The 13,609-nt window shown below is 70.2% G+C and carries 11 protein-coding genes and 1 pseudogene; 3 read left to right on the top strand and 9 right to left on the bottom strand.

The features are described from left to right. Positions 1-242 precede the first annotated feature (242 nt). On the bottom strand, positions 243-1,154 hold the full coding sequence (locus tag ABZ444_RS17815; RefSeq protein WP_357997478.1) for an oxidoreductase: 912 nt from the start codon (positions 1,152-1,154) through the stop codon (positions 243-245). A gap of 106 nt (positions 1,155-1,260) precedes the next feature. On the opposite strand from ABZ444_RS17815, the gene ABZ444_RS17810 reads away from it, so the two are divergent. Beyond that, positions 1,261-1,902 carry a TetR/AcrR family transcriptional regulator gene (locus ABZ444_RS17810; protein WP_357997475.1) on the top strand — a complete coding sequence of 214 codons (642 nt, stop codon included), beginning with the start codon at positions 1,261-1,263 and terminating at the stop codon, positions 1,900-1,902. A 2-nt stretch (positions 1,903-1,904) separates the two neighbouring features. On the opposite strand, the pseudogene ABZ444_RS17805 reads toward ABZ444_RS17810, so the two are convergent. The 4 genes and pseudogenes from ABZ444_RS17805 to ABZ444_RS17790 form a co-directional block, all read right to left on the bottom strand. Next, positions 1,905-2,988 (bottom strand): annotated as a pseudogene (locus tag ABZ444_RS17805) (IS630 family transposase). Between the two features lie 1,273 nt (positions 2,989-4,261). Further along, positions 4,262-6,430, bottom strand: a complete 2,169-nt coding sequence (locus tag ABZ444_RS17800) for an MMPL family transporter (protein WP_357997472.1) — start codon at positions 6,428-6,430, stop codon at positions 4,262-4,264. A gap of 16 nt (positions 6,431-6,446) precedes the next feature. After that, positions 6,447-7,001, bottom strand: coding sequence for a helix-turn-helix domain-containing protein (locus ABZ444_RS17795; RefSeq protein ID WP_357997469.1), 555 nt, complete (start codon positions 6,999-7,001; stop codon positions 6,447-6,449). A 166-nt stretch (positions 7,002-7,167) separates the two neighbouring features. Beyond that, positions 7,168-8,403: a family 1 glycosylhydrolase gene (locus tag ABZ444_RS17790; protein WP_357997466.1), complete on the bottom strand. Its 1,236-nt coding sequence runs from the start codon at positions 8,401-8,403 to the stop codon at positions 7,168-7,170. Between the two features lie 99 nt (positions 8,404-8,502). Here ABZ444_RS17790 and ABZ444_RS17785 point away from each other — a divergent pair, with 99 nt between their 5' ends. After that, the gene (locus ABZ444_RS17785; RefSeq protein WP_357997463.1) at positions 8,503-9,483 is read left to right on the top strand and encodes a LacI family DNA-binding transcriptional regulator; all 981 of its coding nucleotides are present in this window, start codon (positions 8,503-8,505) and stop codon (positions 9,481-9,483) included. On the opposite strand, the gene ABZ444_RS17780 is transcribed toward ABZ444_RS17785, so the two are convergent. Genes ABZ444_RS17780 through ABZ444_RS17765 form a run of 4 tightly spaced genes read right to left on the bottom strand, consistent with a single transcriptional unit; the run spans position 9,484 to position 11,793 of the window. Continuing rightward, positions 9,484-10,098: a helix-turn-helix domain-containing protein gene (locus tag ABZ444_RS17780; RefSeq protein ID WP_357997460.1), complete on the bottom strand. Its 615-nt coding sequence runs from the start codon at positions 10,096-10,098 to the stop codon at positions 9,484-9,486. A 9-nt stretch (positions 10,099-10,107) separates the two neighbouring features. Continuing rightward, positions 10,108-11,340, bottom strand: coding sequence for an MFS transporter (locus tag ABZ444_RS17775; protein ID WP_357997457.1), 1,233 nt, complete (start codon positions 11,338-11,340; stop codon positions 10,108-10,110). Further along, positions 11,327-11,647, bottom strand: coding sequence for a hypothetical protein (locus ABZ444_RS17770; protein WP_357997454.1), 321 nt, complete (start codon positions 11,645-11,647; stop codon positions 11,327-11,329). Before ABZ444_RS17770 ends, ABZ444_RS17775 begins: the two co-directional genes overlap by 14 nt. Beyond that, on the bottom strand, positions 11,641-11,793 hold the full coding sequence (locus ABZ444_RS17765) for a hypothetical protein (RefSeq protein WP_357997451.1): 153 nt from the start codon (positions 11,791-11,793) through the stop codon (positions 11,641-11,643). Before ABZ444_RS17765 ends, ABZ444_RS17770 begins: the two co-directional genes overlap by 7 nt. Positions 11,794-11,885: 92 nt before the next feature. On the opposite strand from ABZ444_RS17765, the gene ABZ444_RS17760 reads away from it, so the two are divergent. Further along, on the top strand, positions 11,886-12,866 hold the full coding sequence (locus ABZ444_RS17760; protein ID WP_357997448.1) for an alpha/beta hydrolase fold domain-containing protein: 981 nt from the start codon (positions 11,886-11,888) through the stop codon (positions 12,864-12,866). Positions 12,867-13,609: the final 743 nt, after the last annotated feature.

Genomic DNA, 13,609 nt, shown 5'->3' with positions numbered 1-13,609 from the left:
ATTGCCGCCTTCGACCTTACTTGGTTTGCCCCCCTGGCCATCGAGCAAGGCTCCACCGAAAAGCACCGCCCAGGCCGGTCAGCCGCCCGCCGGCGCCCTCGGTTGAGCGGGCGATCTTCTGGCACGTCGATAAGCGCACTGCCGGCGCGGCTAACGTCCGTATGCCGGCCCGCGTCGCCGCGCAGAACACCTGCACGATCACCGAGGCCCTGGCCGGCCAGGTCAGTACAGCTAGGGACGGCTCAGACGGGGAACCGCACACCCGTCAGGCGTTCTGACAGCTCCCACAGCCGTCGGCCCGTCTCGGGGTCGGCGGCGGCGGGGGCCGGCCGGACCCGCTCGGGAGCGCCCCGGAGCTCGGCCATGCCGCCGGGGCCGATGAACTCGCCGCCCTCGACGCCGGGTGCGGTGGCCGCGTGGAGCTGGGGGAGCGCGCCCTGCGCGGGAGACTGGGCGAGGGGCGCGAGAAGGTGGCCGAACAGCAGCTTCACCAGGCCGACCGGTGCGCTGGTCTGAAGGTTGGTGGAGGCGTAGCCCGGATGGGCGAGCACGCTGCGCACCGGGCTGCCCGCCCGCGCGAGCCGCCGGTGCAGTTCCAGCCCGAAGACGGCGTTGGCCAACTTGGACTGGTTGTAGAACCGCATCGGCGAGTACGCGCGCTCGCCGGTCAGGTCGTCGAAGAAGATCTTCCCCTGCCGGTGGTTGGCCGAGGTGACCGTGACGACCCGGGGGGCGTCGCCCTTGGCGAGGAGGTCGAGCAGCAGGCCGGTGAGCGCGAAGTGGCCGAGATGGTTGGCGGCGAACTGCAGCTCGTGGCCCTCGGCGGTGAGCGTGCGCGGCGGCGCCATCAGGCCCGCGTTGTTGACCAGCATGTCGAGGCGGCCGAGGTCGGCGTGGAGGCGCTCGGCGAACGCCCGCACCGAGCCGGGGTCGGTCAGGTCGAGGCGGTGCACGTCCAGCGCGGAGCCCGGTCCCCCCAGCTCCGCGACCGCGCGGCGCCCCTTGGCCTCGTCGCGTACGGCGAGGATCACGCGGGCGCCCTTGCGGGCCAGCGCCCTGGTGGTGGCCAGGCCGAGGCCGCTGCTCGCGCCGGTGACGACCGCGACCCTCCCGGTCTGGTCGGGGATGTCGTCTTCGGTCCAGCGCGCGATCATGGGTCTCTCCCAGCGGGGTCGGCAAACGACAACGGCCGTTGTCGTACGTGCAACAATGAGCGTTGTCGTATGCTGGTGTCAAACACCGCCCGTACGGAGAGGTCCTTTGCGAAGCTGGTCCGACGACAACCCCAAGGCGCGGCTCATGCAGCGCAAACGCACGGCGATCGTCAACGCCGCGCGCGAGGCGTTCCTCGACACGGGCTACGCCGAGACCTCGATGCACCGCATCGCCGAGGCCGCGGGCGTGTCGATCAAGACCGTCTACCGCCACTTCGACGGAAAGGACGAGCTGTTCAGCGCCGTCATCCACGACGCCTGCTCGGCTCCCGAGGGGCCGGAGGGCGAGCACGCCGACCTGCCATGGCTGTCCGAGCCGCCGCGGGTCGCGCTGCCGATGGCGGGCATCGACTACCTGAGCAGGGTGCTCTCGCCGACCGAGCTCGCGCTCTACCGGGTGGTGACGCGCGACGCCCCGCGCTTCCCTGAGCTGGGGCCGCGCTACCGCCAGGTCATGGAGGTCAGGGTCGGCGTCCTCGCGCGCTACCTCGGCCACTGGGCCCCGAGCGAGGGCTGGACGGTCGCCGAGCCGCGCGAGATGGCGTCGACGTTCGTCGCGATGCTCGGCAGGGACCTGTTCGAGGACGCGCTCCACGGCGTCCGGCGGCCGGACGACGACGAGATCGCCACCCGCGCCCGCGCCGCGACCGGCCAGTTGATGGCGTTGCTGAGGAGCGGCGCCAGCTAGTGTCATCCGCCTGAAATTCGTCGGCAATATTTAGAGGATCTCCTCGGCGGTCTTGGTCCAGACGAAGGGCTTGGGATCGGCGTTCCAGCGGTCCATCCAGGCGCGGATGTCGTCTTCCAGCGCCTGGACGCTCTTGTGCACTCCTCGGCGGATGAGCTGGTCGGTCAGGTAGCCGAACCAGCGCTCGACCTGGTTGATCCAGGAGGAGCCGGTCGGAGTGAAGTGCATGTGGAAGCGGGGATGGCGGGCCAGCCAGGCCCTGATCGCCGGTGTCTTGTGCGTGCCGTAGTTGTCGCAGACCAGGTGGATGTCCAGCTCGGCCGGCACGGTCTTGTCGATGGTGATCAGGAACTTCTTGAACTCGGCGGCGCGATGCTGGCGGTGCAGTTCGCCGATGACGCTTCCGTCGGCGCTGTTGAAGGCGGCGAACAGGCTGGTGATGCCATGACGAACGTAGTCGTGGGTGCGCCGCTCGGGCATGCCCGGCATCATCGGCAGCACCGGCTGCGACCGATCAAGCGCCTGGATCTGCGACTTCTCATCCACACACAGCACCACCGCGCGTTCCGGCGGGTCGTGATACAGCCCGACCACGTCGACGACCTTCTCCACGAACAGTGGATCGGTCGACAGCTTGAACGTCGTCGTGCGGTGCGGCTTGAGGTCGAAGGCCCGCCAGATCCGGCCGATGGTCGACTCCGACAGTCCGCTGCGCCGCGCCATCGAGGCACGGGTCCAGTGCGTGGCGCCGGCCGGTGTCTCCTCCAGCGTGGCCACCACCACCTGCTCGACCTGGTCCAGACTGATCGACGGTGGGCGGCCCGGGCGTGCCTCATCGATCAGCCCGTCCAGTCGCAGGCGCAGGAACCGCTGTCGCCATTTGGAGACCGTGTCCGGATGCACTCGCAGCTCAGCAGCGATTTGTTTGTTGTCCTTACCGTCTGCACATCCGAGCACGATCTTCGCGCGCATCGCCAGGACCTGCGCGGACTTGGCCCGCCGAGCCCATCGCTGCAGCACCGCCCGCTCGGCCTCCGACACCGTCAGCTCCGCCTTGGGTCGGCCCGTGCGTACCTCGTCGGCCAGCGCCTCCAGCCCACCTCGGGCGAAAGCCGCACGCCATTTGCGCACCGTGCTCTCCGCGATCACCGGGTTGGGTAAGGAGCTCAGGCTGCCGATGCGGGCCGACCGCCAGCGGAGGTGTCGGCCTCGGCGACATCAACGCCTCGGCCATGGTCCTGACCATGGATCGCAACACGTCGGGCTCATCGGTCTGGATCTGCTTCGCCAGTCATTGATCGGGCGTCACACTGTTGTCTGCGGCCATCGCCTTGATCTCCTTCGTTGTTCGCACTCGAAGGATCACGCGACGGCCGTCTCCAGTTCACGGCCGCCACGCTTGTGACCAGGTCAAACTCGTACACTACTCCCGTGGACGCAACCGCCATGAATGACATGGTGAAGATCACATCGCCGAGCATCTCAGGGTCGCAGTCTCGCACGTGCTCCTGGCCACTCGTGCGCGGAGTGGACGGGTCTCGGGGGCAGAGAGATTCGGAACCGGATCCGGCGTTAACGGGGTTCCCGCTGGTCAGCGAGCTGAGCGTTTCCCTGCCTCCGAACGCGGCCCGCGCCGATTCCGTTCGGTTCACAGCGCGACATGATCTACCGACTGTCACGGTAGGTAGCACTTGGTAACGGTTGTGTCGCTCTGATGACGCTGTGTCTGTTGAGTCATACGTTGCGTATATGCCTGTCGACTTTCTGAGCGACCCAGAGGCGGCGAAGTACGGCCGTTACGTCGTTCGGCGCGGTCATCGGCGTCCTGGGCGACGTAGCGGCCGCGCTCGTCACCGAAGACGTCGACCAACTGGTGAAGCAGCTGAGCCCGGTCCTCCAGATAGGCCAACTTCTCATCCACTGACACGAACGCTTAGCCCTCCGCGTCGTTCAGGAGGCGGACCACCTCCTCCACGCAGACGTGCACGCGAGTGGTGTCCGTGGTGTCGGTCACGGCCACTGGCCCTCCCTTGGACTCGCCGGGCAAGGTCTGGCGGTGTTCCCCGGCGTTCACGGCCTGGAACTCGTCAGTCTTCCCCCGGCCTGCGGTGGTCGGCGTCCTTCTCTCGGAGGTGGCCCCAGCCGCCAACTAGCGACATAGCCCTGCTCACAGAGGTGCCGAGCTGGGGTTCTGCCTCTCAGCTGTGCGCGTTCTCAAAGTCGTGACCGTCTCCGCTCCTGAGAACACGATCTTCTCGGAAGCCGGTTGACCTGCGCAGATCGGCTTAGTTTGGGGCCAGGGACACGTTCGGGAGGAGGATGCCGACCGGCTGCGATGTCGCCGTACACCTTCGGGTGTTCAGACCTTGGCGGCGGCGTCCGGGGTCGCGTGGTCGAGGTGCTCGCGCAGCCGCTCGCCCTCGATGTCGACGTCGGGCAGTACGCGCGCGAGCCACCGGGGCAGCCACCAGGCGCGGTCGTCCAGCAGCGACATCACGGCCGGCACGATGGTCATCCTCACCACGAAGGCGTCGACGGCCACGCCGAGGGCCAGGGCGAAGCCCATGGACTTGATGATGGGGTCGTCCATGAGCACGAACCCGCCGAAGACCGAGATCATGATGAGCGCGGCGGCGGTGACGACGCGGGCGCCGTGTCCCATCCCGGAGATCGTCGCCTGGCGTGCGGTGTCGCCGTGGACGAAGTCCTCGCGCATCCGGGAGACCAGGAAGACCTGGTAATCCATGGCCAGGCCGAACAGGATGCCGATCATCAGGATGGGCAGGAAGCTGACCAGCGGCCCGGGAGTGTCGACGCCGAGCAGGCCGCTCAGCGATCCCTGCTGGAAGACCGCGACGGTGACGCCGAAGGTGGCGCCCACGGTGAGCAGGAAGCCGAGCGCGGCCTTGACCGGGACCAGGATGGAACGGAAGACCAGCATCAGCAGCAGCACCGACAGGCCCGCCACGAGCAGCAGGTAGACGGGCAGCGCGTCGGACAGCTTCTCGGAGACGTCGATGCCGATCGCGGTCTGGCCGGTCAGGGAGACGTCGCCGATGTCCGCGACCTTGGTGCGGATGTCGTGGACGAGGGTCTCGGTGGCCTCGTCGGTGGGGCCGGTGGCCGGGACGACGGCCAGCAGGGCGGTCGTGCCGGAGGCGTTGAGCTGCGGCGACGTGACCGCCAGCACTCCCTTGGTGGCCTGGATCGCGGCGGCGGCCTCCTTCGCGGCACGGGTCGTGGCCTCGGCGGAGTCGCCGGTGACGACCGCGGCCAGCCGGCCGTTGAAGCCGGGCCCGAAACCCTCGCTGATGAGGTCGTACGCCTGACGGGCCGTGGTGCCCTGCGCCGCCGTTCCGGCGTCGGGCAGCGCGAGGCGCATCTGCGCGGCCGGTACGGCCAGGCCGCCCAGGAGGAGCACACCAGCCACGATGAACGGCACCCGCAAGCGGGTCACGACGTACGCCCAGCGGAACCCGAGACCGGGGCGCGTCGCGGCGGGGTCGTGAGCGGTCCCCCGCTGCTTGCGGGGCAGTACCCGGAGTCCGGCGAAGCCGAGCAGGGCGGGCTGGAGGGTGATGGCGACGAGCACGGCGACGGCGACGGTGGCCGAGGCGGCCAGGCCCATCACGGTGAGGAACGGGATACCGACCACGGCAAGGCCCGCGAGGGCGATCACCACCGTGGCCCCGGCGAACACGACGGCCGAGCCCGCGGTGCCCACGGCGCGGGCGGCGGCGTCCTCCGGGGCGAGCCCGTCAAGCAGGTTCTGCCGGTGGCGGGAGGTGATGAAGAGCGAATAGTCGATGCCGACGGCCAGGCCGAGCATGAGGGCGAGGACCGGGGCGGTGCTGGTCAACTCGACGGTGCTGCTCAGGGCGAAAAGCCCGGCCATGCCCGCGCCGACGCCGATGAGCGCGGTGAGCAGGGTCATCCCCGCGGCCACGAGCGAGCCGAAGGTGATGAGGAGAACGACGGCCGCCACGGCGACGCCCAGGCCCTCGGTCCCGCCGATCTCCGGCTCGGCCGTCATCACCTCGCCGCCGTGCTCCACCCGCAGACCGGCCGCCTGCGCGCTCTTTCCGCTGTTCCCGTATGCGGTGCGTTGGGCGGCGGTCACCTTGTCGCCGGACTCGGCGAACTGCACCTGCACCAGGGCGTAGCGGCCGTCCTGGGAGACGGAGCCGACCTGGAAGGGGTCGAGGGCCGCGACCACGCCCGGCAGCGCGGCGGCCTCCTTGGTGAGTGCCTGCACCGCGGCCCGGTTGTCGGCCGAGGTCAGCGCCTGGCCGTCGGGGGCGGCGACCACGATCGTGCCGGTGGCTCCCGCGGCCTGCGGGAACTGTTCGGCCAGGGCGTCCAGGGCGCGCTGGGACTCGGTTCCCGGGATGGTGAAGTTGCCGGCCGTCGGGCCGTTGAACGCCGCGGCCGACGCGCCGAGGGCCGCCAGTACGGCGATCCACAGGGCGAGCACGAGCCGCCGGTGACGGAAGGATGCGCGGCCGAGCCGGTAGAGCAGTGTTGCCATGGAACGGTGGTCCCTCTCAGGGGCAGTTGGGATCATGGTCAAGGGTGCGCAGCGCGCGGCGGACGGTGACGGCGCGCAGTTCGTCATCCGGCAGCGGGATCGGGCTCACGCCGACGATGGGCACGGCCCCGAGCACCATCAGCGCGGCCACGCGAGCCTTGGGATCGGTGGAGCGGCCGGCGAACGCGTCGACCAGCCGGTCGATCTTGTCCGGCAGCCCGGCCAGTGCCGGATGGCGGAGCATCTCGGGAAGGTCGTCATAGATGATCTTGAGCTCGCGCCGGAATCGAAGCATGAGGTCGACGAAACCCTCGACGGCCGGGAGGACGGCATCCTCGCCTTCCAGTTCGGACAGCCGCGCGTCGAGCCCGGCGAGCGCCTCCGCCGCAGGGATCAGCAGTTCGGTGAGGATCGCGTCCTTGCCGTTGAAGTGGTACAGCAACGCCGCCTTGGAGCAGTCGACCTCACCGGCGATGTCCTGCAGCGAGGTGGCTTTGAAGCCGGTGGCGGCGAACAACCGTGACGCCGTTTCGAGGATCTCTCTGCGGAAGCCGGAGCTGTTGCGCGCCATGTGCGTCACAGTACATGACCGATCGGTCAAATCCTGACCGATCGGCCAGTTCTGTGATCACGGCCACAGAAAGGGCAGAGGTGGCCGGGCCGATCCCCACGAGCTGGTCACGGATGCCGGATCGGGGCGGCGGACAGGTAGGGGCGGCGGCCGGCCAGGCATGCCGTCACAGGGCCTCCCCGTTCGTGCGAGCGAGCGCGCCGAGGTGGCGCGCGCTGTCCTTGACGGTGCGGGTCTGGGTGTCACGGTCGACGGCGATGAGGCCGAAGGTCGGGGCGTAGCCGAGCATCCACTCGAAGTTGTCCAGCGCCGACCAGTAGTAGTAGCCGCCCACGTCGATGCCGTCGGCCAGGCAGCGCCGTACGCCTTCCAGGGCCTGGCGGACGTACTCGGTGCGGCGGGTGTCGTCGGCGGTGGCGATGCCGTTCTCGGTGACGATCACCGGCAGGCCGGCGACGGCCGCGTCGCGGATGACGTTTTCCAGCGACCGCGGATGGAATTCGTAGCCCATCTGGGTCACCTCGGCTCCGTCGGGCACCGGCAGGAGGCCGTCGGGGCCGACGCGCATGCGGCTGTAGCTCTGCACGCCGAGAAAGTCGTCGCCGTCGAGGGCGGGCAGGAAGTCCTCGAAGGTCTCGCGCCACATCTGCCGTGCCCGCTCCTGCCCTCCCGGCTCGGGGTGGTAGTCCTGCAGGGCGAGGGTGAGGCCGATGCGGGTGTCCGGGCTGACTTTCCTGATCTCGGCGCGGGCGGCCGTGTGCGCCCGCATGATCACCTCGTTGGCGGCCTGGCCGTAGGCGAACAGGAACGGTTTGACCCGGTCGGGGGTGGTGCCCAGGTCGTGGGCGGCGGCGGCCATCCAGGCGCCGAGCCCGGCTGGGGCCAGGTCGAACAGGTCGCCGGCGACCTGGCGTACGACGGGGCCGATGTTGGCCTCGTTGATCGTGCACACGTAGGGGATGAGCGGGCCGAGTTCGGCCATGACCGTGCGGCAGTAGGCCGCGAAGCGCTCGGGGGTGCCGGGGGCACTCCAGCCGCCGAGCCTCATCAGCCAGCGCGGACTGGTGAAGTGGTGCAGCGTGACCATCGGGGTCAGGCCGTGCTCGTGGCAGGCGTCCAGCACGTCGCGGTAGTGGGCCAGGGCCGCCCGGGAGTATCTGCCCGGCTCGGGTTCCACCCTGGCCCACTCGAGGGAGAAGCGGTAGCTGGTCAGTCCCAGCTCGGCCAGCAGGGCGATGTCCTGGCGGTAGAGCCGGTAGTGGTCGCAGGCGTCGCCGCTGGGCTCGGCGAAGATCGTTCCTGCGGTGTTCTCCAGCACCCAGAAGTCGCTGTTGACGTTGTTTCCTTCGACCTGGTGGGCGGCGGTCGCCGTACCCCAGAGGAAACCGTTGGGAAAGCCCATCTCCGCTCCTCCACTAACGCGCGTTACCAACGCGCGTTAGCACGCTAACATGGGGCTTTGCCGCAAGGGCAAGCCAAGGTTTGATAACGGGAGGGGCGCATGGCCAAAGCCGCGAGGCGGGTCACCAGCGCCGACGTGGCCCGGGCCGTCGGCGTCTCCCGCACCACGGTGAGCTTCGTGCTCAACGACCGGCCAGGCCAGTCCATCCCCGAGGAGACCAGGCGCCGCGTGCTGGAGGCCGCCCAGCGCCTGGGCTACCGGCCGCACGCCCCGGCCCGCGCCCTGGCGGCCGGACGCAGCGACATCGTGCTGCTGTCGCTGCGCTCGATGACGCAGGGGCCGACCGTCACCAGCCTCGTCGAGGGCCTGGCCACCGCGCTGGCGGCCAGGCGGCTCACGCTCGTCCTGCACCTGGGCGGCGAGGGCACACGGCCGCTGCCCGATGTCTGTGCCGCCGTCGCGGCCTCGGCGGTCCTGGGCCTGGAGCCCTTCGACGCCGCCACCGCCGCCGCGCTGTACGCGGCCGGCGCCGACGTGGTGCTGCCGGCCGAGACCGACAGTCTCGCCGGCTACCAGCGTGAGGTCGGCCGCCTCCAGGCCGAGCACCTGATCGCCGGCGGCCACCGGCGCATCGGCTACGCCACCTCCGGCCTCGCACTCGCCGGGCCGATCGCGAGCGAACGCCTGCGCGGCGTGCGGGAGGCCTGCGCCGCCGCCGGGCTGGCGCCGCCGCAGGTGCTGACCGTGGACCTGGAGGCCGACAGCGCGGCGCGGGCCGTCGCCCGCTGGCGGCAGGAGGGCGTGAGCGCGGTGTGCGCCTACAGCGACGAGGTCGCAGTCGCCGTCCTGGCCGGCCTGCGCGAGTGGGGCCTTGCCGCCCCTGGCGACCTGGCCGTCGTGGGGGTGGAGGACATGCCGACCGCACGGTTGGCCGGGCCGCCGCTGACCACCATCGCGTTCGACAGCCACGCGCTGGGCCGGGAACTGGCCGACGCGGTGCTGGCGGCCCTCGAAGGCAGAAGGTACGGCCTGGACACCGACGGCCGGCACTTCCGCCTGATCCCGCGCTCGTCCACCTGATCAGCCCTCGATCAGCAGGTCGCGGCAGAGCACCTGGGTGAAGGCGTCCATCGCCGCCAGCATGTCGAAGGACTCATCCAGCAGCCACTGCTCCTCCAGCCCGGTGATCGCGGCGATGATGATCGACGCGGTCGCGACGGGGTCGGCGTCGGCGCGCACGCGACCGGCGGCGATGTCCTGCGCGATCACCGTGGCCAGGTCCGTGCGGAAGGTGTGGACGCGCCGCCTGGCCCACTCCCGCGCCAGCTCGGGAACGTCGTCGGAGCCGAACGTGCCGAGGTGCCCCAGACGGGTGAGCTCGCGGTTGGCGCGGGCCTGGGCGAGCATGTCGTGCACGATCTCCAGGGCGAACACCAGGTAGGGCCCCTCGGTCACACGGTCGCTGCCGGCGGCGAGCAGGACCTGCCGGTCGCGCTCGGCCAGCACCTCGGCCAGCAGTGCCTCCTTACTGGCGAAGTGATGCAGCACGCCCGGCTGCGTGATCCCGGCCGCCTCGGCGACAGCCGCGATCGAGGTGCCCCGGTAGCCCCGGGCCGCGAAGAGATCGAGGGCGACGTTCAGGATCTTGGCCCGCCGCGCCGCCCCGGCGCGCTCGGCGTCACGTGTCCTGGCCACCCGCCGACCCTAACGCACCCCCCTGATCAGCAGAACCGCCAGTGCGCCCAGGACCGTGACGATCGTCACCGCGCCGTACAGCGGGCCGTACCCGCCGAACGCCGACACGACGGCCCCGGCCGCGGCAGGGGCCACCGTGTTGGGCAGGGTCGCGGCCAGGTTGAGCACGCCCAGGTCCTTGGCGAAGTCGTCGCGGCTGGGCAGGATCTCCGAGACCAGGGCCTGGTCGACGGAGATGAAGACGCCGAAGCCGATGGTGGCGACGATCGCCGAGAGGAACATGCCGGTCACGGTCGGCATCAGCAGCGGGATGAGCGCCGACAGGGAGATGATCAGTCCCCCGATCAGGGTGAGCGGCTTGCGCCTGCCCAACCGGTCCGACAGCGGCCCGGACACGACGATCGCGACCAGGAAGCCGGGCAGGCCCGCGAGCCCGAGTAGAGGCGTCAGCCTGGCGGCCTCCTCGGCGCCGAGGCCGAGGTAGTCCTGGGCGATGTAGAAGCCGTAGGTGAGGGCCATGTAGTAGCCGCCGAAGATGAGGAAGCGGCCCAGGAGCGCCCAGAAGAAGTCGGGATGGCGCGCGGGACTGACCCAGAACGCCGTGAAGAAGGCCACCGCGGAGAAGGGCGGGCGGCCCAGGTCCAGGTTGCCGGGGTCGCGGTTGATCACGACGAACAGCAGGATGACCGCCAGGACGACGACCGCGAAGGTGGCGTAGCCGGCGGGGATGCGGCTGACGAACAGGGAGGCCAGGACCGGCCCGAGGATCGCCCCGAGGATCTGGCCCAGCCCGATCAGCGTCGAGTAGCGGCCCCGCAGCCGGGTGGGCACCCGGTCCGGCATGATCGCCCCCAGCGGGCCCTGGAAGGCGTTGAAGCCGAACTGGACCAGCGTCATCGCCGCGATCAGCAGAGCCACGGTGCTCGCCCGGCCCGCCAGCAGCAGCGCGGCGACGCCGACGGCCGCGCCGGCGACCATCCACGGCGTCCGGGCGCCGTAGCGGGTGCGGGTCCGGTCCGACAGCAGGCCGATGACGGGCTGGGCGACCATCGCCGCGCAGGCGCTCAGGGTGTTGATGAGGGCCAGGTTCCCGACCTTGGCGCCGTTGTCGATGGCCTGGACCTGGATCGGTAGGAAGTACCCGGAGACGGCGTAGGCCAAGGGCGCGGCGGCGCCGACGAAGGGCACGGTGAGAAAGAGCCGCCGCAGTGAGACGGGCAGGGCTTCCTCAGTGCGGGGCATCGCGCTCCAGTGCGTCGCCGCCCGCGAGCTGCCGCAGCTCCCGCACCTGGGGCTCGACGGCCATCAGGATGGAGCCGGCCCCGAACGGCTCGGCCGCCGGCCGGCCGAAGGTGCCCAGGCGGTTGCGCTGGGAGTCGAGGATTCGGGTGTCCCGGCCGGGACACAGGACGGTGACGCCGATGCCGTCTGGCCCCGGCCCGGACCGCAGGCCGAGGGAGAACCCGACGATGGCGTGCTCGGTGGCGCTGTAGCGGGCGGTGAAGCCCGGGTCGGGCAGGAAGGCGTGGGTGGAGGCGGTGTTCAGCACGTGCCGCCCCCGCCGTACAGCGGCACGCCCGCGTTGTCGCACAGCGGCTCGACCGAGCCGAACTCGGCGTGGGCGACCCGCGCGAGAGCCTGGGCCGACTCGCGGTCGGTGACGCCCGCCCTACGGCCCTGGAGTTGATCAGGCATCGGCATCCTTTCGGAAAGATGCCGCGAGCATACTTACCAAGCACTCGGTAGGCTAGGGTGATCGCGTTACCGGCCGAGCGGAAGAGGTAGTGATGTCCATCCGAGCAGGCAAGGTCGAGGGACCTCTGGGCGAGGTGCTCCGCGTGATGATGGCTTCGGAACCGCTCGGCCAGGTGCGAAGCGTCGCCGAACAGCGCGAGGAGATCACCCAGCTATGGCAGGCCTCGCTCGAGTTCGTGGTCAGACCCGCCCCCGAGGGCGTCGCCACCGAGGATCTGGAGATCCCGGTCAACGGTGGCACGATCGGCGCGCGGATCTACCGCTGCGAAGGCGCGGTGGGAACCCACGTGTTCTTCCACGGGGGCGCCTACTGGCTGGGCAGCGTGGAGCTGTCCGACGTCCACAGCCGCTGGCTCGCCAAGCTGTCCGGAGTCGCGATCGTCTCGGTCGACTACCGGCTGGCGCCCGAGCATCCCTACCCGACTCCGATCGACGACTGCGTGGAGGCGACGGCCTGGCTCGCCGCCAACAGCGCGGAACTGGGCCTCGACTCCTCGTCGCTGTCGATCGGCGGGGAGAGCGCGGGTGCGAACGCGGCGGCGGTCGTCGCCCTGCGGTGCGCGGCCGGTGACGGGCCCGAGCTGGTCGCCCAAGTGCTCAGCGTGCCATTGACCGACTGGCTCGACGATGCGATCTACGAGGCGGAGATGGACCCGCGCTGCACTCCCACCGCCGCCGACATGGCACTGGCCCGTCGGCACCTGTTCGGCGGGGCTCCCCAGTCCGAGCAGTTGCTCGCGGCCTCACCGCTGCGCGCGGCGATCCCGGACGGCATGCGCGGCATCAAGACCATGATCATGACCAATCAGTTCGACCGGCTGCGCGACTCGGGTCAGGCTTACGCCCAACAGCTCCTGCGGGAGGGCGTGGAGGTGACGACCTTTCACGCCCCGGACATTTTCCACGGCGGGTCCGGCATGACCGCCCTGTCGGCCTCCGCCCGCCGTTACGAGGCCGTCTACGCGGCCTACGTGCGTGAAACGCACGTGAAACGGGATCTTCTCTGTGGATGACGGATCAGTTCTCGCGTGCCGGCGAGGATGTCGAACCTCTACGAGTTCGCCCCTGCCCGGCTGCTCCACGGCGAACGCGGCACGGCATCCTCCTCGCCTGGGTAGCCCCGGTGCATTGCTGCACCGGGGCCCCTCAGAACCGTGCGTGCCACTCGTCGCGGCACACGGCTCAAGCAAGCCGCGAGGGGCGATTCAGGTGTGCTGTGCCGGGCTCCTGCGCAGGCGGGCGAGGTAGCCGAGATGGCACGAGGCGTGAACAAGGCGGGTCTGGCCATCGCCGGTCAGGCTGGGCTGTCCGTGGTGCGGCAGATGGTCGGCTGCCATCGCGCGTCGGACGACGTTCAACCACCATCGTGCCCAGTGTTCAGGCGATTCGGGGGCGGCGGGAGAGCGTCCTCGAGTACGGCGAGCGCCTGAACCCACTTCAGTGATTTCCATCACGATGCCGCGGGAAGCCGCCTCCAGCAGATGGCCTCTCCGCCCCAAGATGATCAGGGTCCTGAGGGGTTGGCAGGTGGAGTCGAACGGGTACTCGTCGCATTCCACCTCTTGCGATCTTTCGCGGTCAGACCACTCTTGAGAGCGTCGCAGGCGGCCTCACCGACCGGTAGGCGAGCGATGGCGGCGTCCTGCGCTGGTCGCGGCTCTGATCGCCCGGCAAATTCCCCAGCTCACGGCACGAGCCATGGTTTCGAGCGGCGCGCCATCCACCATTCGGTGGATCAGGCGATCAGCCACATCCA

It is taken from the genome of Nonomuraea sp. NPDC005730 (assembly GCF_040630865.1).
GTDB lineage: Bacteria > Actinomycetota > Actinomycetes > Streptosporangiales > Streptosporangiaceae > Nonomuraea.
This window is presented reverse-complemented; position numbering and strand designations above follow the sequence as displayed.

What these genes read in the sequence shown, in the direction of transcription:
- ABZ444_RS17815 (WP_357997478.1), bottom strand. Translation starts at nt 1,154, where the DNA reads ATGATCGCGCGCTGGACCGAAGACGACATCCCCGACCAGACCGGGAGG.
- ABZ444_RS17800 (WP_357997472.1), bottom strand. Translation starts at nt 6,430, where the DNA reads ATGGCAACACTGCTCTACCGGCTCGGCCGCGCATCCTTCCGTCACCGG.
- ABZ444_RS17795 (WP_357997469.1), bottom strand. Translation starts at nt 7,001, where the DNA reads ATGGCGCGCAACAGCTCCGGCTTCCGCAGAGAGATCCTCGAAACGGCG.
- ABZ444_RS17790 (WP_357997466.1), bottom strand. Translation starts at nt 8,403, where the DNA reads ATGGGCTTTCCCAACGGTTTCCTCTGGGGTACGGCGACCGCCGCCCAC.
- ABZ444_RS17785 (WP_357997463.1), top strand. Translation starts at nt 8,503, where the DNA reads ATGGCCAAAGCCGCGAGGCGGGTCACCAGCGCCGACGTGGCCCGGGCC.
- ABZ444_RS17775 (WP_357997457.1), bottom strand. Translation starts at nt 11,340, where the DNA reads ATGCCCCGCACTGAGGAAGCCCTGCCCGTCTCACTGCGGCGGCTCTTT.
- ABZ444_RS17765 (WP_357997451.1), bottom strand. Translation starts at nt 11,793, where the DNA reads ATGCCTGATCAACTCCAGGGCCGTAGGGCGGGCGTCACCGACCGCGAG.
- ABZ444_RS17760 (WP_357997448.1), top strand. Translation starts at nt 11,886, where the DNA reads ATGTCCATCCGAGCAGGCAAGGTCGAGGGACCTCTGGGCGAGGTGCTC.